Origin of the sequence: Planktotalea arctica (assembly GCF_002105285.1) — a bacterium.
Taxonomy (GTDB): Bacteria; Pseudomonadota; Alphaproteobacteria; order Rhodobacterales; family Rhodobacteraceae; genus Planktotalea; species Planktotalea arctica.
Map to the genome: position 1 here is coordinate 109357 of NZ_MUHR01000002.1, position 20208 is coordinate 129564.

Sequence of the window (20208 nt, forward strand, 5' to 3'; positions counted from 1 at the left end):
CTAATTTAATTGACCCGGCCAAGTTAATTGCATCATGCTTAAGTCACTACGTGGGGGCGTAATATGATTGCTTTAATACTTATACCACTGGCTTTGGCGTTTGCTTTTTCGGGAATTTTCGAAGCCGAAATCGAACGGATCGCAGAAGAAAACGGGATCGAAGACTTCGATCCCGAGGCACCTTCTATTTATGATGGCAGAGAAGTCGAATTCGGCACCAATACGCCTGACACGCTCACCGGAACCAATGGTGATGATGTTATTTTCGGGCTTGGACAAACGGATCTCATTCGTGGGCTCTCGGGGGATGATATAATCGAAGCTGGCAGCAACGCGGATACGGTCTTTGGTGGAGCTGGAGATGACATCATAGGCGGTGGAACCGGGGTTGATGTGCTCTACGGTGATGCGGGCGATGACGCCTTGCTTGGCAATGGCGGTGATGATGTACTGATCGGTCGCTCGGGCAATGATCTTCTTATTGGAGGTAGCGGCGCGGATAGCTTGAATGGCGGGCCCGGCGATGATGTCCTGATCAGCGGCAATATCGAAATCGAAGGCGAGGGTGCATTGGACGTGAGTGCGAGTGCGCTAGCGGCGGTGCGGCTGTTTTCGCAAGAGGAGCTGAGCGAAGCTGATTTCGATGCGTTGGAAACCAACGGCGCGCTTAACGGTGTGAACGTAGAATTTCTCGCGCAGTCGCCGATGCCAACCCAAGGCGGTGAGTTGCGCGGCGGTAACGGGAATGATCTTCTGGTTCTGTCTGGCGGCGACATGGCCGAAGGCGGTGCAGGCGAGGATATGTTCGTCCTTAACGAGGATATGGTGAATGAGAACACCGTTCAGATTGCAGATTATACGCCGTCCGAAGACATAATCGCGATAGAGTACGCAGGCGAGAATGCTCCCGTGCCCGAAATCAGAGATCGCGGGGCTGATGCGTTGATCGTTATCGGTGAAGCGGTCATTGCGCGGGTTGCGAGTGGCGCAGGTTTGAGTGTGGATGATTTGCGCTTGGTGCGTACGGGCGAGTACGAAACCTTTTGACAAGTCGATTTTTCTGATTTCAAATTACTACATTTAGAAGTCATATTTGAGGAGTAGACTAGATGTTGCGAAATATTGTTGCTATCGTTGCCTTTGCCGTATCCTTGCCTGCCATAGCATCCGCTGCTTCGCTTGTCGCGAAGGTGGATGTGTCGCAGCAAACTATGACGGTCATTCGTCACGGTGAAGTGATTTATCAATGGCCCGTGTCGACCGCACGCAAGGGCAAAATCACTCCGCGTGGCAGCTATTCTCCGCAAAGCCTGTCGCGCTATCACAAATCCAGTCTTTATAATAATGCGCCTATGCCCTATTCGATTTTCTTTCGCGGTAATTACGCGGTGCATGGGACCAATCAGGTGTCGCGCCTCGGGCGCCCTGCCTCTGCTGGATGCGTGCGTTTGCACACGGAAAACGCCGCGAAATTATTTGCATTGGTGAAGAAACACGGCTTCAAGGACACGCGGATCGTTGTTCAGAACTAACACTTTAACCTGCGTCAGCCGTAGACGGTGCCCCAACGCTCGATCAGTTGTTGTTGCAACGCTTTTGCGCGCCGGTTCCAGGCACGTCCGCCGCGGGGGGCTTCTTTGTCGGCGTCCTTGATGCCGCGGCGACGACCCGTGTCGGCGCAGATCATCGCAAAGGCGAGTTGCTTGCCATCGGGCGCGGTCATATAGCCGCTCAAAGCAGAGACGAAATTGAGCGTGCCTGTCTTGGCATGCACCTTGATCGGGTGGTTCTTGATCACTTTTCGATTGGCATCGCGCATGGCGATCGGTTTCAAAAGCTCGGCGAACCCGGCGCTGCTGCGCGCCATAAGCATGGCATTTACCATGCTTTGCGCAGTAACTTTGCTGGCATCGCTCAGGCCCGAGTGATCGGCGAAACTTGCGTTGCCCATCTTGAGCGCGGCGTTGGCCCAGCGGCTCATCTCGCTGGCCGATGCCTTGAGCGAAGTGATGCGCCCGCCGCGTTTGCGGGTTGCCGCAAGGCCGACGACTTCGGCGGTGATATTGGTGGAATACTTCAACATATCGCGCAGGATTGTGGAAAGTGGGGCGCTGGTGTTGGTGACGAGTGCGCGCGTTTTTGGCGCGCGTTCGCTGCGCTTGGGGGACTTCAGGACGATGCCTTGCGCACGCGCGAAGGTTTGCAGCACATCGGCTGCATAAAGCCCGGGTTTGCGCACAGGTAGCCAGCGCGCGCCACTGTTGCCAAGCGCGCCGCGCGCGACGCTCCATTCATCAAAGCGGCCCCCGTCCTTGTAGGTGTAGACCGGCAGATCACGCGCTGCGATGCTCATCTTTGCAATGTAGACTTCGGGGCGATATTTGTTCGAGCGCGCATCCATCGTGACAGAATAGCCGTTGCCAGCGCGCCTCCATTCAAAATGGACACGGTTAAAATTCAGGTTGAGCCCCGAGATTGCGGTGTTGTAGCTGACGTGATCTGGTTGGCTGGGATCTATGTCGCGCAGGTTGGGCAGGGCGTTATCGACGTAGTAGAACTGGCCGCGCACTTCGCGAATGCCGAGGGATTTGAGCTTGGATGCCATGCCCGCAAGCGCATTGGTGTCGAGCGTTGGATCGCCCCCCCCGATGAGAAATAGATCGCCGCTGACCACGCCGTTCGCGATAGAGCCATTGGTGCTGATTTGCGTGGCAAAGCGAAAGTTCGCACCAAGCGTGTCGAGCGCGTAGAGCGCGGTGACGGCCTTGGCGGTGCTGGCAGGGGGCAGGCCCATGGCGGCGTTGCCGGTTTCAAGCACCTTGCCGCTGCGCAGATCGGCGACAGCAAAACCGACCGCGCCGCCCAGCTGCGCCGCAGTGATCAGCGCATCTGGCGAAGAGGCGGTGCTCACCGCAGGTGCGGCGAGCGCATTGCCGCCGCGCGCGCTTGGGCGCAGAGATGTCAAAGGGGCGTTGGCAAATGCAACATTACCGAGCGAAACAGAAGCAGCGGCGCTGGCGGTGAGAAAAAAACGTCGTGTAAATAAATTTGTCATGGAAAAGTTAATGCAAATTGTTGCGTCTGAAACAAGGCCCGTGCGGTGCAACACTTGGGCAATTTGTGGCATTTTACGCTAAAGTGATTGTAAGGGCTGCGGTGCGGGCGCTTCGACGCGCAAACCTGTCTCTGTCAGGTTACATTCGCATGTGCTAGGCGCACGCCATGATCAAAGCGCTTTTCATCATGCTCATTGCCATGAGCTTCATTCCCGCAGGGGACGCAGCCAGCAAGGTAATGACCTCCGAGCTGGGTGTCGCCCCCGTCTACGTGGTCTGGACGCGCTTTGTCATCGGTGCATTGATCTTGCTGCCGTTCACCTGGCGCGCAGGGCTATGCGTTCTTTGGGACTGGCGCGTCTGGTTTCGCGCGAGCCTTGTCGCAGGCGGGATCAGCTGCATCACACAAGCGATCAAATTCGCGCCGTTGGCGGATGTGTTCGGCGCCTTCTTCATCGCGCCGATGATAAGTTTCGTGCTCTCTGTCTGGCTTTTGAAAGAGCGCGCGCGCTTGGTTCAGGCGCTGTTGGTGGTGCTCGGATTTGTCGGCGTGCTGTTGATTGTGCGCCCGGGGTTCGAAACCTGGCAAGGGCTTGGCTGGGCGGTGATTGCGGGCTGTTTTTACGGCGCTTTCCTAACCGCGTCTCGTTGGCTGGCAGGACAGGTCGCGATTGGCGGTTTGATGTTGACGCAGATGGTGGGACCGACCTTGTTGATTACACCGTTCGTGTTGGGCAATTTCCCGCAAATCACGCCGCAGATTGCAGGGCTGACCTTGGTGAGTGGAGCCTGTTCAATGGCAGGCAACGTTTTGATGTTATTTGCCTATCGCATGCAAGAAGCCTCCAAGCTGGCACCCTTCGTCTATTTCCAATTGCTGAGCGCAGTGGTGCTGGGCTGGGCAATTTTCGGCGATCTTCCAAGCGCGCTGACGCTGCTGGGCATGGGGCTTATCGTGGTGGCCGGCAGCGCAGTTGCGATGTTGCAATCACGACGGCCAATCGCCCTTGGCACGGAGCGCGCTTGAGGAAATATCGCGCATCGGCACGTTGACGAAGGCCCAAGCCGGTGCATCTGCGATCGAGAGCAGGCGTGCCTGACGACCCTTGAGCAGAGCATGGCGATAGATTTGCGCGGCGGGGGCGGTGCGCGCCGCGATCCGCTCGCCGGGGCGGGCAAGCACGCCGATGGGGACGGTATTGATGATTTCATCCCAGTCTTTCCACAGGTGGAACTGCGCAAGATTGTCCGCGCCCATGAGCCATGTGAAGCGCGCGAGCGGGAACTTCTGGCGCAGCGCGCGCAGGGTCTGCGCCGTGTAGCGGGTATTTAGCTGCGTTTCGATATCGCTGATATGAACGCGGGGGTGGCGCATGATTTCTGTGGCCCGCGCCATGCGTCGTCGCATCGGTGCTGGCCCGCGCCTTTTCATAGGGTTTCCGGGTGAGACCAGCCACCAGACCTCGTCCAGATCGAAGCGTTTCAGTGCCTCGAGCGTGATATGCACATGGCCTAGGTGGGCCGGATCGAATGAGCCGCCCAAAAGGCCGATGCGTCTGCCGCGTGTGGTATGCGCCGTAGGGGTCATACGATTTCGTTTAGCGGGCAGGGCGTGCGCGCGCAATGATATGGCCAATCCAATTGCACCCGAAGGCGCGGCGCACTATGTGGGGGCCAACTGAATTCAGCGTAAGGACCAATCCCATGGCAGCGTATCAATATGTCTATCACATGCAAGGCGTGTCCAAGACTTACCCCGGCGGCAAGAAGTGCTTTGAAAACATCCACCTGAACTTTCTCCCCGGTGTGAAAATCGGTGTGGTTGGTGTCAACGGTTCGGGTAAATCCACGCTGCTTAAGATCATGGCGGGCCTGGATACGGAGTTCCAAGGCGAGGCATGGAAGGCCGAGGGCGCGAATGTCGGCTACCTGCCGCAGGAGCCCAAGCTCGATGAAACGCTCGATGTGCGCGGCAACGTAATGTTGGGTGTGGCCGATAAGAAGGCAACGCTTGATCGCTATAACGAACTTGCGATGAACTACTCTGACGAGACGGCCGACGAGATGGCCGAATTGCAGGACAAGATCGACGCAGAGAACCTCTGGGATCTGGATTCGCAAATCGACGTGTCCATGGAGGCTCTGCGCTGCCCGCCTGATGATGCGGATGTCACTTCGCTATCGGGTGGTGAGGCGCGCCGTGTTGCGCTGTGCAAACTGCTGCTGGAACAGCCCGACATGTTGCTGCTGGACGAGCCGACAAACCACCTAGATGCTGAAACAATTGCTTGGCTGCAAAAGCACCTGATTGACTACAAGGGGACTATTTTGTGCGTCACGCACGACCGCTATTTCCTTGATGACATCACCAGCTGGATTTTGGAGCTCGACCGTGGTCGCGGCGTCCCCTACGAGGGCAATTATTCCGCATGGCTGGAGCAGAAGGCGAAACGCCTGTCCCAAGAAGCGCGCGAAGATAAATCCAAGCAGAAAACGCTTGAGCGCGAACTTGAGTGGATGCGCCAAGGCGCGAAAGCGCGCCAAGCCAAATCGAAGGCGCGCATCAATTCATACAACGAACTCGCGGGCCAGTCCGAGCGTGACAAAGTCGGGCGTGCGCAGATCGTCATTCCCAACGGTCCCCGCCTTGGCAACAAGGTGATCGAAGTGAACGGTCTGAAAAAAGCCATGGGCGACAAGCTGCTGGTTGAGGGCCTGTCGTTCGACCTACCACCCGGCGGCATTGTCGGCGTGATTGGTCCAAACGGCGCGGGTAAATCCACGTTGTTCAAGATGTTCACAGGTCAGGAAAAGCCGGACGAGGGCACGATTGAATATGGCGACACGGTGCAGCTATCCTACGTCGATCAATCCCGCGACGATCTGGGCGCGGATCAGACGGTTTGGGAAGCGATTTCCGGCGGCTCCGAGATTATCGCGCTGGGCGATGCGGAAGTAAATTCACGCGCCTATTGCTCGTCCTTCAACTTTAAGGGCGGCGATCAGCAAAAGAAGGTTGGTCTGCTCTCGGGTGGTGAACGGAACCGCGTTCACATGGCGCGTTTGCTCAAAGAGGGCGGCAATGTGCTGCTGCTCGACGAGCCGACAAACGATCTGGATGTTGAGACGCTGCGCGCCTTGGAAGACGCTCTGGTCGATTTCGCTGGCTGTGCCGTGGTCATCTCGCACGACCGTTTCTTCCTGGACCGCATCTGCACGCACATGCTCGCCTTTGAAGGCGACGCGCATGTGGAATGGTTCGAGGGTAACTTCGAGGACTACGAGGAAGACAAAAAGCGCCGCCTGGGTGCTGATGCGTTGGAGCCTAAGCGGATTAAGCATAAGAAATTTGCACGCTAAGTTTAGCATAAGCTAAACATAGCGGGTGCGAGGCAGCGTATTGCCGAAAGGCAATGCGCGTTCGCACACCGTGGTAATTGCGCGCTTACTAATTATCACTACAGCAAGCGTAGCGTCGAAGGAGCTGTTATGGATGAAGTGTTGGCCATTCCCGGTGGTCTTGGCTTAGGTTCGTTACTTACGGTCATCATACAATCGATTATACAAAATTCAAATTTCCGTTCGAAACGGGCATTCGAGGAAAAAAAAGAAGCATACGTTGGCCTTTTGGAGGCTTTGCAAAGAGCAGCGATTGAGAGGACCGATCAAGCTGCAAAAGCATTTGCATATTGGCAAATGCGTTGTGATCTTGTCGGATCGAAAGAAGTTCAAGTTGCAATTGAAGAATTAGTTGAAAGCAACGATGATGTTGCGAGACGTGCGAAAGCAATGCTTTAATTAAAATCAGCTTTACGAAACGATCTGGGCTTGTGAGGTTTTCTAAAGAATAGCAGATCTAAATTGCTGCGATTTCAATTCACCCCTCTGGCACCCAATTTACGATCTGCCACATCTTCATTGCACCTGACTGACGCTTCAATTCGCGGCCGTTCTGCCATGCGATCATGGTCGGGATGCCTTTGATGCGCATTTTGCTGGAGATCGTCGCGTGCTCTTGCGTGTTCATCTTCACGAGGCGCGCTTTGCCCGATAGCTCCGCTGCGGCCTTGTCGAATTCCGGCCCCATCATCTTGCACGGGCCGCACCACGGGGCCCAGAAATCCACGATCAAAGGAACGTCGTCGTTGGCAGCGGCTTTGGCGAGGATGGCGGGCGTGATCTCGATGGCTTTAGAGGGCATCAAAGGGGCAGAGCAAGAGCCGCATTTGGGGCCAGCGCTCAGTTTATCGAAGGGCACGCGATTTACTTGTGCGCATTTTAGACAAGTTAGCTTTTTACCAGCCATTTGATTTCCTTCAGAAAAGTGCAAGCCAGATGCCAGCATACATGAACATGCCGCCGAGGCTTACCCATGAATGCCAGATTGCGTAACGAAACGGTAATGTTTTGCGCGCATAGAAGATCGTGCCGATAGCGTAGGAGGCGGAGCCGGCAAGGATGCACCATGTGGTCGCGGCGGGAACGCCTTTGAGATCGGGCAGGGCAAGCAGACCGATTGCGCCAAGCGCGAGGTAGGAGGCCGTGGACCAACGGGATTTTATCTGTGGGTTCGTGATCTTGTTCCAGATTGCGAGCAGGGCAAGCGCCCAGCACAGGGCAAGGATGATGTAGGTGCGCGGCGTACCTGCTTGAACGAGCAGGGGCGTGAAAGTGCCAGTGATGCTAAGGTAGATCGCGGCGTGATCAATGCGGCGCAGCAAGGTACGGCGCGCGTGCCACGGCGCGAAATGATAGAAACAGGAGGCTTGATTGGAAGCGAGCGCGCAGAGCACGTACACAAATACTGCGCAAAACAGTGTTGGGCTAAGCCGCGCGTAGGCGTTTGTGAGCAAAAGCGTACCAGCGATCAGAATTGCAGTAAGCGCAACACCATGCACGAGCATATCTGCACGGCGGTTGGAAAGGATTGGACTTGGGTACATCGATGCGCAGCCTTGAGCAGTTTGCGCGTTGGATACGAAGCGTTTTGCCTCATGTCGAGGGGAGAAGCGCCTGACCCGACGTGCTTGTGATTGCTCCAGCATTGCTTTTTTCGTGAATTCTGGCAGTTTATTGCCAATACATAAGATGGGGGACGATTGCAGATGTTTTTACCGAAGATTTCACGACGCGCATTTATTCAAACAAGCGCCGCAGGGATGCTGCTGCCGCAATTCGCGCAGGCGCAGGACTATCAGGTGCCCGAGCAGTTCAAGCCGCAATATGTGCGCATCAAGAGCGACTTTGCGCCGGGTCAATTGTTGATCCTGCCACGTTCGCATTTCCTGTATTGGATCGAAGAAAAGAACAAGGCGATCCGCTATGGTGTCGGTGTTGGCAAGGCGGGTCTGGAATTTACCGGCGCTGCGACGATCGACGTGAAGAAAGAGTGGCCCACATGGCGTCCGACGGATGAAATGATCGAGCGTGAGCCAAAAACCTATGGCAAATACAAGGGCAATTTAGATGCGATGCCAGGTGGCCCAAGCAATCCGCTGGGCGCGCGTGCGCTTTATTTGTTCCAGAATGGTAAGGACACTTATTTCCGTATTCACGGTACGACCCAGCCGAGGTCAATCGGTCAATCGGTCTCGAACGGCTGTATTCGTATGATCAATAGTCATGTTACTGACCTGTATCAGCGCGTTCCGATCGGCACGACAGTGACGGTTCTGTGACACGCGCTTTGAAATAGGCGCGGCGCTGATTTGCGGCACGCCTTTACTGGTCTGTATCATGTGATGTGACGCGCGCGCGCACCGCGCTCGATAGCGGCGGCGTGCAGGCGGTCGATATCAAGTTCGTAACGGATTTCTTCCAGAATTCGCAATTCGCTTTCTTGCAGCGTGCCATCCGCAGCGGCGACATCGCAAGACAGCGCATAAGCTGTTTCGTGCAGGCGCTCTGGGAGATTGTCGCGCACCAAGCCGAAGAGCGCATCGAGGCCATCCTCCTGCTCGAACAAATCAAACACGGTTTGCGCCATGATGTTCATACGGTCGATATCGTAACCTGCGAACACAGGCAGATTATTCACGGCTGTCTGGATTTTCACCAACTCGACAGTGCGAATGTCCTCATCAGAGGCGGATACAGCGATCATCAGCGCAACAAGGCAGTCTTGTGGGCTGAGCGGGTGGGGTGCGGATTGTGTCACGAGAGCGATTGCTTTCCTTGGGGTCCCCTTGAGAATATTGACGATAACGCGCGCATTCAATAGGTAGCGCGCACATGCCTGCCCGTTCGGGCAGGTTTCTTTTTTGGAGACTTGATATGTCTGATCTGCGCGATGCTGCGATGAGCTCGAAAGCCTGGCCGTTTGAAGAAGCGCGCCGTGTGCTCAAACGCTATCAAAAAGCGCCGCCGGAAAAGGGATATGTGCTGTTTGAAACCGGCTATGGACCATCCGGATTGCCCCACATCGGGACATTCGGCGAGGTGTCTCGCACGAGCATGATCATGCGCGCGTTTCAGGAAATCAGCGATTTGCCGACGAAAATGATCTGTTTTTCCGATGATCTGGATGGCATGCGCAAGGTGCCGGGCAATGTGCCCAATGCGGAGAGCCTGACGGAGCATTTGCAAAAACCGCTGACCTCTGTGCCCGATCCATTTGGCGAGTTCGAGAGTTTTGGCCATCATAACAACGCCATGCTGCGCCGTTTCCTTGATACGTTCGGGTTCGAGTATGAGTTTTATAGCGCAACCGAATTCTATGCCTCCGGCCAGTTTGACGAGGTGCTGAAGCGTGCGGTTGATAGATACGATGATATCATGGAGGTCATGCTCGCGTCTTTGCGCGAAGAGCGCCGCCAGACCTATTCGATTTTCCTGCCGTTCCACCCGGAAACCGGGCGTGTTTTGTATGTGCCGATGAAGTCGATTAATCGCGCTGATTACACGGTGACATTTGATGATGAGAACGGTCGCGAATGGACAGTTCCTGTCACTGGCGGCAATGTAAAGTTGCAATGGAAGCCTGATTTTGGTGCACGCTGGGCTGCGCTTGGCGTTGATTTTGAGATGTATGGCAAGGATCATTCGACCAACACGCCGATCTATGACAAGATTTGCCGCATTCTGGGCGCGCCTGCGCCGGATCATTTCACCTATGAATTGTTCCTCGACGAGAATGGCCAGAAAATTTCCAAGACCTCGGGCAATGGTGTTTCGATCGATCAGTGGCTGACCTATGCCTCGTCCGAGAGCTTGTCGTACTTCATGTATCAAAAGCCGAAAACGGCGAAACGGATGCACTTTGACGTGATCCCGAAAGCGGTGGATGAATACCACCAGCAACTGCGGGCCTACGTGGATCAGGACGCCAAAGCGCGGCTTAACAATCCCGTTTGGCACATTCACGGCGGCGACGCGCCAGAGAGCAAAATGGTGGTGCCGTTCTCGATGCTGCTCAATCTGGCCTCGGTTTCGGGGGCGGAGGACAAGGATCAGCTTTGGGGCTTTATCCAGCGCTATGCGCCTGATGCGAATGCTCAGACCAATCCGGATATGGATCAGGCCGCGGGCTTTGCCGTGCGTTACTACAATGATTTCGTGAAGCCGACCCGTGTGTTCCGTGCGCCGAGCGAGTTGGAGCGCGCCGCACTTATCGCGCTGCGCGACGGGCTTCAAGCATGGGACAAAGGCCTCGATGCGGAAGAGTTGCAGGGCCTTGTGTTTGCCTGCGGGCGCGAGCGATTTGATCCGATGCGCGGCTGGTTCACGGCGCTATACGAAGTGCTTTTGGGCGCAAGCCAAGGCCCGCGTTTTGGTGGCTTTATCGCGCTCTATGGCGTCGATGAAACCATCGCACTGATTGATGATGCACTGGCGGGCAAACTCGCCTGAGTTTGACGGATGGCAAGACTGGGCTAAGCTTCCCTCCAGGTAACAAGAGGAAAGCCGCCATGTTCCGCCGCATATTCACTGCATTTACCCTTGTGTTTTCGCTCTCATTTACGAGTTTTACGCATGCGGATGAAGCCGCGAAACCTGCGATCACTGGCACGATCCAAAGCCAGATGGATGCCTTGCTAAAGGACAATTTCGAGCAGGCCTTTAGCTACGCAAGCCCAATGATCAAGCAGATGTTCGGCTCGCCCCAGAACTTCGGCACAATGGTTGCGCGGGGCTATCCTATGGTGCATCGCCCTGCTGATATCCGCTTTTTGGAACTGCGCGAGATCGCAGGCGCGCTCTATCAAAAGGTGCAGGTGCGCGACGGAAAGGGGCAGTTTCATGTTCTGGATTATCAGATGATCAAAGATGAAACTGGTTGGAAAATCAATGGTGTGCAGCTTTTGAAAGGCAGCGATTTATCGGCGTAATCCAGCGCGGCAACCAAAAGGATGCGGGGCACCGTTACGGTGCCCTCAAAGGTAATTAACTCTTCTTTCGCATTTTGACGCTTTGAAACGGGCTCGCGCGATGCGGCCCTTGGCGGAAGAGGATGACTTCATGAACAAGGCGATCACCGATGGCGTGGTGCTCATGCCACCCGCATTTGCGCAAGGTTTGAACGTATGGGCACGCGGCGACGGAACGCCGGGCTCGGACACTTATCAGGGCACGGCGACGGCTGCATTTGTGCCTGCGGATCTGGATTTCAGCGGATGCCTCGAGATTCAAAAGACGGATGCGACGCAGAAACTGCGCTACATGGGAGAGACCCCGCTGTTGCCGGGTTGCTATCTTCGCATCACCGCGCGCATCAAAGCGATGAGCGGGCCACTGCCAAGCGTGCGGATCGCGGGCTGGGCCGGTGGATCGGGCGGAACGCATGTGAGCGGCGTCAACGAAACGGGCAATTCGGTCAGCCTGACCGCGTATGGCGAAATCATCGAAGTGAGTGCGATCGTCGGGGCCGGGCAACGCACGGGCGTTGACATGGTTTGGGGGCGCGCGCCGCTTTACGGGCATTTCGGCCTTGATCTGACGGGGCCGAACGGCGGCGTCGTGCGTGTGGACGATATCATTGTCGAAGATATCACCAGCGCCTTTCATCGTGATATGATGAATATCGTCGACGTGCGCGATTTTGGTGCCGTTGGAAACGGGGTTAGCGATGATCATGCGGCCTTCATTGCGGCGGATCAGGCGGCAAACGGGCGCAAGGTTTTTGTGCCCTCTGGCACTTATCGCGTCGGCTCTTCGCTGACTTTGAACGAGCGGATCGAGTTCGAGGGCAAGCTCGATATGGACGCGGGCGATATTCTGTCGCTGACCAAGGATTTCAATCTTCCAAAGTATATCGAAGCCTTCGGCGGCGACGAGGAACTGGCATTTCGCAAAGGGTTTCAGGCGCTCTTGAACAATGCCGACCACGAAACGCTTGATCTGGGGGGGCGACGTGTCACCATCACCGAGCCGCTGGATATGCAGGCGATCGAGGGCACGCGCAACAGTTTTGCGCAGCGCCGCGTGATCCGAAATGGCCAGCTTTATGTGTCATCCGGACCGGCATGGGATGTGGATGTAACGACGTCTGATGCAAGCTATGACACCGCCGATGACGACCGTCTTTATAACGTGAGCAACGTCGCGAATATTCAGGTCGGCTCACTCGTGCAGGGTGCAGGCGTGGGGCGCGAAGTCTATGTGCGCGAGGTCAATGTCGCAGCGCAGGAAGTGCGGCTTTCGGGGCCGCTCTATGACGCAGCGGGTCGGCAGAGTTATGGCTTCCAGCGCTTCAAATATGTCCTCGATTTCGGTGGTTTCGAATTGTTCAGCCAGCTTGTTCTTCTCGATCTTGAAATTCTGTGCCGTGGTCACGCATCCGGCATTATGATGCCGCGGTCCGGCGTTGCCAACAGTTTGCGCAATTGCACGATCAATCGCCCCCGCGACCGTGGCTTAACCTCTGTTGGCAGCGGGTGTCAGGGTATGTTCATCGAGGGGTGCCAGTTTATCACCAACGAGGGGGGTACCGATGCACAAGTCCGCACCAGCATCGGGATGAACGCCAATGCGAATGATCTGAAAATTCGCAACAACCGTGCGAGCCAGTTCCGGCATTTCGCCGTTCTGGGCGGGCAAAACTATATTGTCTCGGGCAATCACGTATTTCAGGGGGACAGCAAAACTGATGGCGCACGCCTTGCAGGTTTTGTGTTTACGCGCACAAACGTCAATCACACGTTTACGGCCAATTATGTCGACAACTGCTTTGTCGAATGGACCAATGAATCGACGTCCTCGCCTGAGAACTCAGGTGGTTTTTCGTTCAGTGCTCTGTCGGTCACCAATAATGTGTTCCTATGCAGCGACGTAGCCCCGTGGTTTTCGTTCATGGTGATCAAACCCTATGGCGCGGGACACACGCTGCGCGGATTTACCATGACGGGCAATATGTTCCGCTCGACCAAAGGGACGATCGACAGGGTGGAGCGGATCAACACGACCTTCGCATCGCTCAATATGTCGGCGGTGCGCGATGTGGCGGTCACGGGTAATATGTTTCTGAATGTCGTGACCGGCACGGAAAATCCGCTGACTTTGGACCACTCCCAAAGCAATCATGCAAAGACATGGTACGTCTCTTTCGCGGGGCGTTTGCCCTTTGGTGGGCGCGCGCAAAGGGTGACCTCTGTGACCCACCGCAGCAAGATCAAGACGCCCGCGAACGTTACGCAATATACTGCGCCTTGGGTCACGCCAGAGCAGGGGGGTAACGGTGATGTGGTTGAGGTGGATTGGGAAAAGGACGTCAATGGAACCGTCACGATCACAGCGCGAATGGACGGTTGATCCTAAAATTTTTGCCAGATCCCAAGCTTGAGTGCAGGGTCTACGCCGCGGCTTAAATCAAAGGTGACGCCGATTTCGAGATGACGCGCACTGCTGAGCTCATGAGCATAGGACGGGGTGAAGCTAAATGTGCTTTGCCCCGTCGGTGCGCGGTACGCCGATAACAGCGCCATGAGTTTACCGCGGTCAAGGTTTATCCCCAAAGTCGCATCCAGATTTTGCGTTCTTTTCCAGAATTTGATGTCGTACAGGATATGGGACTCGATCGAGAGCCAGCCGGAGCGCTCCATCAACTGTAGTCCCGTGCCATAAGATGCACCAAGCCGCAGCATGCCGTTTCCGAGGTTTTTGCCGGCACCAAAATCGAGCGCGAATTGATGGCGCGATTGCGCCGTGCTGAGTGTGTAGCGCATAAAGGCGATCGCTTTCAGCTTGCTGGGGCGCGTCGCATCGGGGCTGCCGATATCGAGGCCCATGGTCAGTCGATTGCCAAGGCCATATTCCACATAGGTGCTGCCATAGATGTCAGGATATTCAAACGCGCGCCCCTTTGGCCAGGTAAAGCTGGCGGAGGAAGAGGCGAAGATGTTGCCCTTGCCGCGTGGCCAGGCACCCGCGTGCAAGGGCTGCACCCAAGCCACGATCATCCCGACGATCAGCAGAGCTTTCAAAAACCGCATATTTCCTCACCACTGGCGTTAACCTTGCTTCAGATACTTGAAGAAATGGTTAACGCGCGGCGGCGAGGGTTCTGGCCATAGCCCGAGGCGCAGGGTATGTGAAGCCAAGCGAGAGGGCCCAATATGAGCGATTTGCAAGAACTCGAACGATTGATCCGCGCCGATGGTGCAGAACGCGGGCAGGCCGTAAGCAAACTGGGCTATTTTTGCGCGCCGTTTCGCCCTGCTACCGGGCCGTTGTCGAATAAGGTTATCAAAGTTTATCGCGGCCTGCGCAATGTGGCCGAGCTGGAGCGCCTCGCGCGGTGCCATGACGACTACGTTGCTGCGCTTGCCTTGACAGGCGTGGACTTGCCCCTCACCGAATTTCACTTGCTGAAGATCGACGGCGCGCGCATTCCGGTGATTGTGCAGGAGGCATTGCCCTCGGATAGCATGATGCGCCCACAGATTATTGTTGCTGATTTGAACGATGCCATGGCGATGATGGAGGCCGCTGGGCAGGTGATCGCGACCTTCTGGAACAACGCGGATAAGGTACAGGGCCGCGTCGGGTTTCACCCCTCGATCCGCAATTTCGCCTACCTTGATGGCAAGGCGTTGTTCTTCGATACCTTCCCGCCGCTGATTCACTACTCACGCGATGAAATGGGTAAGATGCTGCTGACTTTTTCCGACAAACGCTTGATGCGCTGGGTCGGTCCGTTCATTCAAAGGCGCGTTACGGGCATTCAGGACGAGTGGTATTCAGCCCCCGAAACGCTTGTCGGCCTTGTCGGCAGCGCTTGCCGTTTGCGTCCGTCGGATAGTGATGCGTTCTTGGCATGGGGGCAGGATTTTGCCCACCGTGCTATGCCGCGCTGGGCGGATGAGGCGATCCCCCATATGAAAGCGCCGCCGAAATTGCCGGGCTATTGGACGGGCTTTCGCAAGGTTTTGGGCCTGCAGGGTGAACCGAACGTCTAGGCCGCCAGCGCACCGGAGCGCGATCGTTCAATCAGGTTTCTGGCGAAAGCGGGGAGAGAGGGTTGGGCATTCCCGCACTTTGCCATCAACATAATTAATACTGCGTAAATTCTCTCATCGCCGCTTGCGAGGTTTCACCCCGCCGCGCTGCCCCGGCCGTCCGGCTGTAGAGCGACCGGCCATTTTCTGCGCCTCGCTCACCGCGTTCTCGACCACGGATTGGCGCGCTAAAGGATCATCCGAGATCGCCAGATCGACGGCTTCCAAGCGCTTCACCTCATCGCGCAAACGCGCCGCTTCCTCGAATTCGAGGTTCTCTGCCGCATTGCGCATATCCGTGCGCAGCCCGTCCAGAACAGTCTGCAAATTTGCACCTGCCAGCGGTTTGTCGATCTTGGCAGTAACGCGGTTCATATCCACGTCGCCCTTGTAGAGACCCGCCAGAACATCCTCGACGTTTTTCTTCACCGTCGCAGGCGTTATACCGTGCAATTCATTATATGCGATTTGCCTATCCCGGCGGCGATTGGTTTCGCCAAGCGCGCGCTCCATCGAGCCGGTGATGCGATCTGCATACATGATCACGCGCCCCTCTGCGTTGCGTGCAGCGCGGCCGATGGTCTGGATCAGCGAGGTTTCTGAGCGTAAAAAGCCCTCTTTGTCCGCGTCCAGAATAGCCACCAAGCCACATTCGGGAATGTCCAACCCCTCGCGCAAAAGGTTAATGCCGATCAGCACATCAAACGCACCAAGGCGATAATCGCGCAGAATTTCGATCCGCTCGATCGTGTCGATATCGCTGTGCATGTAGCGCACTTTGATGCCTTGTTCGTGCATATATTCCGTCAAATCTTCGGACATACGTTTGGTTAGCGTCGTCACCAGCGTGCGGAACCCCGCCGCTGTAACCTTGCGCACCTCGTCCAGCAAATCATCAACCTGCATATCCACGGGGCGGATTTCCACCATGGGATCCAGCAGACCCGTGGGGCGAATGATTTGCTCCGTAAACACGCCGCCGGTTTGCTCCATTTCCCATTTCGATGGGGTGGCGGACACGAACACGGATTGCGGGCGCATCGCATCCCATTCCTCGAACTTCAAAGGGCGGTTGTCCATGCAGGACGGCAGGCGGAAGCCATGCTCGGCCAGTGTCATCTTGCGGCGAAAATCGCCCTTGTACATCGCACCGATCTGCGGCACCGAAACGTGGGATTCATCAGCAAAAACAATAGCATTGTCGGGAATGAATTCGAACAATGTGGGGGGCGGCTCGCCGGGGGCGCGCCCCGTAAGGTAGCGCGAATAGTTCTCGATCCCGTTGCACACCCCCGTGGCTTCCAACATCTCCAGATCGAAATTCGTGCGCTGCTCAAGGCGCTGCGCCTCAAGCAATTTGCCCTCTGCAACCAGCTGGTCTAGCCGCATGCGCAGCTCTTTTTTGATCTGCCCAACCGCTTGCTGCATTGTCGGTTTTGGCGTCACGTAATGCGAGTTCGCATAGACGCGAATCCGCTCCATCGTGTCCTTTTTCTCGCCCGTCAGGGGGTCGAATTCGGTAATGCTCTCAAGCTCTTCTCCAAAGAACGAAAGCCGCCATGCGCGATCCTCGAGGTGGGCCGGAAAAATTTCCAGACTATCACCGCGCACCCGGAACGAGCCGCGCGCAAAAGCAGCATCATTACGTTTATATTGCTGCGCCACCAGATCGGTCATGACGGAGCGTTGATCATAGCTTTTCCCGACCTCCAGATCGAGCGTCATCGCGCCATAGGTTTCCACCGAACCGATGCCGTAAATGCACGATACCGACGCGATGATGATCACATCGTCACGTTCCAAAAGCGCGCGCGTGGCCGAGTGGCGCATGCGGTCGATCTGTTCGTTGATCTGGCTTTCCTTTTCGATGAATGTGTCAGAGCGCGCGACATAGGCTTCGGGTTGATAGTAGTCGTAAAAACTTACGAAATACTCAACGGAATTGTCGGGAAAGAAGCCTTTGAATTCGCCGAACAATTGTGCTGCCAACGTCTTGTTCGGGGCCAGAATAATCGCAGGCCGCTGGGTCTGCTCGATCATTTTCGCCATGGTAAACGTCTTACCCGTACCCGTCGCGCCCAAGAGCACCTGATCACGCTCGCCCGCGTCTATGCCCTCGCAAAGTTCTTTTATTGCTGTCGGTTGATCCCCCGCCGGCTGAAAATCGGTTTGCATGCGAAAGGCGATCCCGCCCTCCAGCTTCTTGCGCTCGCTCAGCGCCTGTTTTGGCGCGTTAAGCAAAACTTCGGAGGTGTCCGTATGAGCGTATGACATGGGCGACTCGCTTGGTTTGGTAGTCTGTCAGAGTTGATCGCTTTTTGTTCTGTTTCAAGGGCGCAAAGCACAGATTAACGCTGGCGCAGATTAGGGCAGGGCGAATGTGTAAGGCTTCGCTCACTGCATTAGGTCCCGCTGCGCCTATGAGATCTACCAGATGCGGCCGTCCTCACCATCTCCCTGAACAGAATATGTGCGCTACCTTTCATCAATCCAGCGGATCGGAAAGGGATATGACGGGTTGCTTCGATCAATTTTAATTCATGTTAACAGAATGTTGTGTAATTTTTTGCTATATCCTTCACACAAGTTTACGAGGGCTTGAAACTTTAGCTTTGCGAGGTGTCGGTTGCGGCAATTGTGCGCTTGCGAGAACGGCGTGAATTGCCCATAACACTTGCACGACAAGCATGAAAATGAGGGCCGAAATGCGCGCACGGATTTACCAACCTTCCAGAACGGCGATGTCTTCGGGCACAGCCAAGACGCATGTTTGGATATTGGAATTTGCACCCGAGACTGCGCGCTCGGTCGATCCTTTGATGGGTTGGACCTCCTCCAGCGACATGCAGTCCCAAGTGAAACTGCGTTTTGAGAGCAAAGAGGCGGCGCTTGAATATGCGCAGGCCAATGATATCGACGCGGTTGTGCGTGAGCCGAACAAGCGCAAGGCAAATATTCGCACTGGCGGGTATGGCGAAAATTTCGCAACCGCACGCCGCGGTGCCTGGACCCATTAATATCGGATCATTACCCCCGAAATCTTTGATAAATCGGGCGTATCTGCGGAAAACAGGGCGATAGGCTTCAGCCTGCGTTCCCTTAGCAAAGCGTTTGCTATTTCTGCTCGTTAACTGCGATCTCAGCCATTTTGACGATTGCTTCGCGCGTGCTTGCAACCGCAATAAAACGCGCGTTATGGCAAAATTTTGCTCCTTCAACGCCGCTCGCCTGCTCCAGGGCACTATCGCTTAAGCCAGCCCAGGACTTGGGCAAATCCGCGCGCTGCTCGAAGGTGTCACCAGAGAGCTTGATGCCGTTCAACGTCCAATCCTCGCCGCGCGGATGTATCACGAACAGGATGTGATCGGCTCCTGCCTTGTCCAGTTCAGAGCGATAGGGCATGCCCATGGGCAATTCGAGGATCGTCGCCTCTGCGGTTTCAGCGATGGCGCGTGCGACAATGCTGCGCGCGCGCGCCTTGGCCGCGAGACCGCGAATTTGCGCTTCGACGAAACTGCGCGCAATGGGCAGGGCCGCAAAGAACGCGTCGTCGTCCGCGCTTGGCGACATGTCATCGAATACGGGTTTCAAGCTGCCCAGCAAGCTGGGCAAACTCAACGCCGAGAGCGGCCCGGCAACCGATGGCTCGATGGCCCCGTTGTCCAGAAGATCGATTGGCAGCACGAATTTTTCGTCAAACTTGCCGTGAATTTCATCCAGATCGTTTTCCGGCACATCCATCGCCGTCAAATATGCGCGCCCGTAATGGGCCCAGATCAACCCGAATGAGCTGAATGGTGCACCGTCTGGTCGCATCGGACCGGGGCGTTGGTGGTGATCAAAAATCTGTGCTGCGCTGTCATAGGCCCCGCCCACATCGTAAATGATTTTTGCGGGCGCGGGGCTGACCCATGCAGGCTCGCGACTACGCAGCAATTGTGCTTTTGGGAACAGCCGCGTGAGCAGTACCGAGGAGAGCAATTCATCTGCGTGAAAGCCTCCCGAGTGTGTGACAAGATGGGTGATGCTCATAGAAAGACCTCCGGATTGGGCTGATCGTCACGGCAGGCATTTGCGATGCCATAAAATACGAAAGGCCTCCCGAAGGAGGCCTTGTCATATCAGCTGGGTGGGCTGATCCAAATTGGAGCGGGCGAGGCGATTCGAACGCCCGACCCTAACCTTGGCAAGGTTATGCTCTACCCCTGAGCTACGCCCGCACCGTTTGGTAGGGCGTAATTAGTCCTGACGCGCGCCGCCTGCAAGAGGAAAAGTCATTCAATTTGCGATTTTTTTCCAAGATCTTCAAAGGGCTTAAACAAGCCCATGAAGGATCAAACCCAGCGCGCTGATCAGAAACATGCTTAGCGTGCAAATCATCCCTAAAACCCGCCCTCCCATGATAGGCGGCGAGGCGGAGAACCCCCAGGCATGCGCGCTGCGCCCCAGCAATAATAAAGCGCCAAGGGCATGAACTGCGAGGCCCGGCGCGCCCGACATCTCGACCAGTCCTAGCAACACAATTCCGAAGGGTGCATATTCAGCGCAATTGCCATGGGCACGCATCCGCTTGAGCAGGCTGTTGCTGCCCGCATCGCCCATCGAAATGCGATGGCCACGCCGATACGCGATTACCCGCGCACTTAGCCAAAGGTAGACCAACGCGATCAAGCCCGCATAAATCGACGTTACTTCCAGCATAAGCCTCACTCCAAATGAAA

At 55.9% G+C, this 20208-nt stretch carries 20 protein-coding genes and 1 tRNA gene; 11 read left to right on the plus strand and 10 right to left on the minus strand.

Annotated features, from left to right (window positions below; translation table 11 throughout):
• Nucleotides 1-63 precede the first annotated feature (63 nt).
• Together B9P63_RS03435 and B9P63_RS03440 are read left to right on the plus strand one after the other, a co-directional pair.
• On the plus strand, nucleotides 64-1047 hold the full coding sequence (locus B9P63_RS03435; RefSeq protein ID WP_085307165.1) for a calcium-binding protein: 984 nt from the start codon (nucleotides 64-66) through the stop codon (nucleotides 1045-1047).
• Between the two features lie 62 nt (nucleotides 1048-1109).
• Nucleotides 1110-1532 carry a L,D-transpeptidase gene (locus B9P63_RS03440; RefSeq protein WP_176219093.1) on the plus strand — a complete coding sequence of 141 codons (423 nt, stop codon included), beginning with the start codon at nucleotides 1110-1112 and terminating at the stop codon, nucleotides 1530-1532.
• A gap of 14 nt (nucleotides 1533-1546) precedes the next feature.
• Here B9P63_RS03440 and dacB read toward each other — a convergent pair whose 3' ends face one another.
• Nucleotides 1547-3055, minus strand: coding sequence for a D-alanyl-D-alanine carboxypeptidase/D-alanyl-D-alanine endopeptidase (gene dacB, locus B9P63_RS03445; protein WP_085307213.1), 1509 nt, complete (start codon nucleotides 3053-3055; stop codon nucleotides 1547-1549).
• 167 nt (nucleotides 3056-3222) lie between these two features.
• Here dacB and B9P63_RS03450 point away from each other — a divergent pair, with 167 nt between their 5' ends.
• Complete coding sequence (locus B9P63_RS03450) at nucleotides 3223-4083, plus strand: DMT family transporter (protein WP_085307166.1); 861 nt, start codon at nucleotides 3223-3225, stop codon at nucleotides 4081-4083.
• On the opposite strand, the gene B9P63_RS03455 is transcribed toward B9P63_RS03450, so the two are convergent.
• Nucleotides 4045-4644, minus strand: coding sequence for a nicotinate-nucleotide adenylyltransferase (locus tag B9P63_RS03455; protein WP_085307167.1), 600 nt, complete (start codon nucleotides 4642-4644; stop codon nucleotides 4045-4047). The two genes, B9P63_RS03450 and B9P63_RS03455, sit on opposite strands and share 39 nt — an antisense overlap.
• A 116-nt stretch (nucleotides 4645-4760) precedes the next feature.
• Between B9P63_RS03455 and ettA the strand changes: the two genes are divergently transcribed.
• Both ettA and B9P63_RS03465 read left to right on the plus strand, forming a co-directional pair.
• Nucleotides 4761-6416: an energy-dependent translational throttle protein EttA gene (gene ettA, locus B9P63_RS03460; RefSeq protein ID WP_085307168.1), complete on the plus strand. Its 1656-nt coding sequence runs from the start codon at nucleotides 4761-4763 to the stop codon at nucleotides 6414-6416.
• 129 nt (nucleotides 6417-6545) lie between these two features.
• Nucleotides 6546-6854, plus strand: a complete 309-nt coding sequence (locus B9P63_RS03465; protein WP_085307169.1) for a hypothetical protein — start codon at nucleotides 6546-6548, stop codon at nucleotides 6852-6854.
• A 79-nt stretch (nucleotides 6855-6933) separates the two neighbouring features.
• On the opposite strand, the gene trxC is transcribed toward B9P63_RS03465, so the two are convergent.
• A complete protein-coding gene (trxC, locus tag B9P63_RS03470) occupies nucleotides 6934-7362 on the minus strand; it encodes a thioredoxin TrxC (RefSeq protein WP_085307214.1) in 429 nt (142 codons plus the stop codon).
• A 10-nt stretch (nucleotides 7363-7372) separates the two neighbouring features.
• Nucleotides 7373-7999: a PAQR family membrane homeostasis protein TrhA gene (gene trhA / locus B9P63_RS03475; RefSeq protein WP_085307170.1), complete on the minus strand. Its 627-nt coding sequence runs from the start codon at nucleotides 7997-7999 to the stop codon at nucleotides 7373-7375.
• 216 nt (nucleotides 8000-8215) lie between these two features.
• Between trhA and B9P63_RS03480 the strand changes: the two genes are divergently transcribed.
• A complete protein-coding gene (locus B9P63_RS03480) occupies nucleotides 8216-8734 on the plus strand; it encodes a L,D-transpeptidase (protein WP_095532987.1) in 519 nt (172 codons plus the stop codon).
• A gap of 56 nt (nucleotides 8735-8790) precedes the next feature.
• On the opposite strand, the gene B9P63_RS03485 is transcribed toward B9P63_RS03480, so the two are convergent.
• Nucleotides 8791-9213: a tellurite resistance TerB family protein gene (locus B9P63_RS03485; RefSeq protein ID WP_139816192.1), complete on the minus strand. Its 423-nt coding sequence runs from the start codon at nucleotides 9211-9213 to the stop codon at nucleotides 8791-8793.
• Between the two features lie 116 nt (nucleotides 9214-9329).
• Between B9P63_RS03485 and B9P63_RS03490 the strand changes: the two genes are divergently transcribed.
• The 3 genes from B9P63_RS03490 to B9P63_RS03500 all read left to right on the plus strand — a co-directional run bounded on the left by B9P63_RS03490 (nucleotide 9330) and on the right by B9P63_RS03500 (nucleotide 13802).
• A complete protein-coding gene (locus B9P63_RS03490; RefSeq protein WP_085307171.1) occupies nucleotides 9330-10904 on the plus strand; it encodes a lysine--tRNA ligase in 1575 nt (524 codons plus the stop codon).
• 59 nt (nucleotides 10905-10963) lie between these two features.
• Nucleotides 10964-11383, plus strand: a complete 420-nt coding sequence (locus B9P63_RS03495) for a DUF4864 domain-containing protein (protein WP_085307172.1) — start codon at nucleotides 10964-10966, stop codon at nucleotides 11381-11383.
• 100 nt (nucleotides 11384-11483) lie between these two features.
• Nucleotides 11484-13802 (plus strand): glycosyl hydrolase family 28-related protein, encoded by a 2319-nt coding sequence (locus B9P63_RS03500; RefSeq protein ID WP_342743547.1) that lies wholly within the window; start codon nucleotides 11484-11486, stop codon nucleotides 13800-13802.
• A 2-nt stretch (nucleotides 13803-13804) separates the two neighbouring features.
• Here the strand turns inward: B9P63_RS03500 and B9P63_RS03505 are convergent, their stop codons facing one another.
• Nucleotides 13805-14482: a hypothetical protein gene (locus B9P63_RS03505; RefSeq protein WP_085307173.1), complete on the minus strand. Its 678-nt coding sequence runs from the start codon at nucleotides 14480-14482 to the stop codon at nucleotides 13805-13807.
• 123 nt (nucleotides 14483-14605) lie between these two features.
• Between B9P63_RS03505 and B9P63_RS03510 the strand changes: the two genes are divergently transcribed.
• Nucleotides 14606-15448, plus strand: coding sequence for a DUF6206 family protein (locus tag B9P63_RS03510; protein WP_085307174.1), 843 nt, complete (start codon nucleotides 14606-14608; stop codon nucleotides 15446-15448).
• Nucleotides 15449-15562: 114 nt separating this feature from the next.
• Here B9P63_RS03510 and uvrB read toward each other — a convergent pair whose 3' ends face one another.
• Complete coding sequence (uvrB, locus tag B9P63_RS03515; RefSeq protein WP_085307175.1) at nucleotides 15563-17761, minus strand: excinuclease ABC subunit UvrB; 2199 nt, start codon at nucleotides 17759-17761, stop codon at nucleotides 15563-15565.
• A gap of 431 nt (nucleotides 17762-18192) precedes the next feature.
• On the opposite strand from uvrB, the gene B9P63_RS03520 reads away from it, so the two are divergent.
• Nucleotides 18193-18504 (plus strand): ETC complex I subunit, encoded by a 312-nt coding sequence (locus B9P63_RS03520; RefSeq protein WP_085307218.1) that lies wholly within the window; start codon nucleotides 18193-18195, stop codon nucleotides 18502-18504.
• A gap of 97 nt (nucleotides 18505-18601) precedes the next feature.
• Here B9P63_RS03520 and B9P63_RS03525 read toward each other — a convergent pair whose 3' ends face one another.
• The 3 genes from B9P63_RS03525 to B9P63_RS03535 all read right to left on the minus strand — a co-directional run bounded on the left by B9P63_RS03525 (nucleotide 18602) and on the right by B9P63_RS03535 (nucleotide 20188).
• Nucleotides 18602-19519, minus strand: a complete 918-nt coding sequence (locus B9P63_RS03525) for an MYG1 family protein (RefSeq protein WP_085307176.1) — start codon at nucleotides 19517-19519, stop codon at nucleotides 18602-18604.
• A 113-nt stretch (nucleotides 19520-19632) separates the two neighbouring features.
• A tRNA-Gly gene (locus B9P63_RS03530) sits at nucleotides 19633-19707 on the minus strand.
• Nucleotides 19708-19801: 94 nt separating this feature from the next.
• On the minus strand, nucleotides 19802-20188 hold the full coding sequence (locus B9P63_RS03535) for an MAPEG family protein (protein ID WP_085307177.1): 387 nt from the start codon (nucleotides 20186-20188) through the stop codon (nucleotides 19802-19804).
• Between the last annotated feature and the right edge of the window lie 20 nt (nucleotides 20189-20208).

What these genes read in the sequence shown, in the direction of transcription:
- B9P63_RS03435 (WP_085307165.1), top strand. Translation starts at nt 64, where the DNA reads ATGATTGCTTTAATACTTATACCACTGGCTTTGGCGTTTGCTTTTTCG.
- B9P63_RS03440 (WP_176219093.1), top strand. Translation starts at nt 1,110, where the DNA reads ATGTTGCGAAATATTGTTGCTATCGTTGCCTTTGCCGTATCCTTGCCT.
- dacB (WP_085307213.1), bottom strand. Translation starts at nt 3,055, where the DNA reads ATGACAAATTTATTTACACGACGTTTTTTTCTCACCGCCAGCGCCGCT.
- B9P63_RS03450 (WP_085307166.1), top strand. Translation starts at nt 3,223, where the DNA reads ATGATCAAAGCGCTTTTCATCATGCTCATTGCCATGAGCTTCATTCCC.
- B9P63_RS03455 (WP_085307167.1), bottom strand. Translation starts at nt 4,644, where the DNA reads ATGACCCCTACGGCGCATACCACACGCGGCAGACGCATCGGCCTTTTG.
- ettA (WP_085307168.1), top strand. Translation starts at nt 4,761, where the DNA reads ATGGCAGCGTATCAATATGTCTATCACATGCAAGGCGTGTCCAAGACT.
- B9P63_RS03465 (WP_085307169.1), top strand. Translation starts at nt 6,546, where the DNA reads ATGGATGAAGTGTTGGCCATTCCCGGTGGTCTTGGCTTAGGTTCGTTA.
- trxC (WP_085307214.1), bottom strand. Translation starts at nt 7,362, where the DNA reads ATGGCTGGTAAAAAGCTAACTTGTCTAAAATGCGCACAAGTAAATCGC.
- trhA (WP_085307170.1), bottom strand. Translation starts at nt 7,999, where the DNA reads ATGTACCCAAGTCCAATCCTTTCCAACCGCCGTGCAGATATGCTCGTG.
- B9P63_RS03480 (WP_095532987.1), top strand. Translation starts at nt 8,216, where the DNA reads ATGCTGCTGCCGCAATTCGCGCAGGCGCAGGACTATCAGGTGCCCGAG.
- B9P63_RS03490 (WP_085307171.1), top strand. Translation starts at nt 9,330, where the DNA reads ATGTCTGATCTGCGCGATGCTGCGATGAGCTCGAAAGCCTGGCCGTTT.
- B9P63_RS03495 (WP_085307172.1), top strand. Translation starts at nt 10,964, where the DNA reads ATGTTCCGCCGCATATTCACTGCATTTACCCTTGTGTTTTCGCTCTCA.
- B9P63_RS03500 (WP_342743547.1), top strand. Translation starts at nt 11,484, where the DNA reads ATGCGGCCCTTGGCGGAAGAGGATGACTTCATGAACAAGGCGATCACC.
- B9P63_RS03505 (WP_085307173.1), bottom strand. Translation starts at nt 14,482, where the DNA reads ATGCGGTTTTTGAAAGCTCTGCTGATCGTCGGGATGATCGTGGCTTGG.
- B9P63_RS03510 (WP_085307174.1), top strand. Translation starts at nt 14,606, where the DNA reads ATGAGCGATTTGCAAGAACTCGAACGATTGATCCGCGCCGATGGTGCA.
- uvrB (WP_085307175.1), bottom strand. Translation starts at nt 17,761, where the DNA reads ATGTCATACGCTCATACGGACACCTCCGAAGTTTTGCTTAACGCGCCA.
- B9P63_RS03520 (WP_085307218.1), top strand. Translation starts at nt 18,193, where the DNA reads ATGCGCGCACGGATTTACCAACCTTCCAGAACGGCGATGTCTTCGGGC.
- B9P63_RS03525 (WP_085307176.1), bottom strand. Translation starts at nt 19,519, where the DNA reads ATGAGCATCACCCATCTTGTCACACACTCGGGAGGCTTTCACGCAGAT.
- B9P63_RS03535 (WP_085307177.1), bottom strand. Translation starts at nt 20,188, where the DNA reads ATGCTGGAAGTAACGTCGATTTATGCGGGCTTGATCGCGTTGGTCTAC.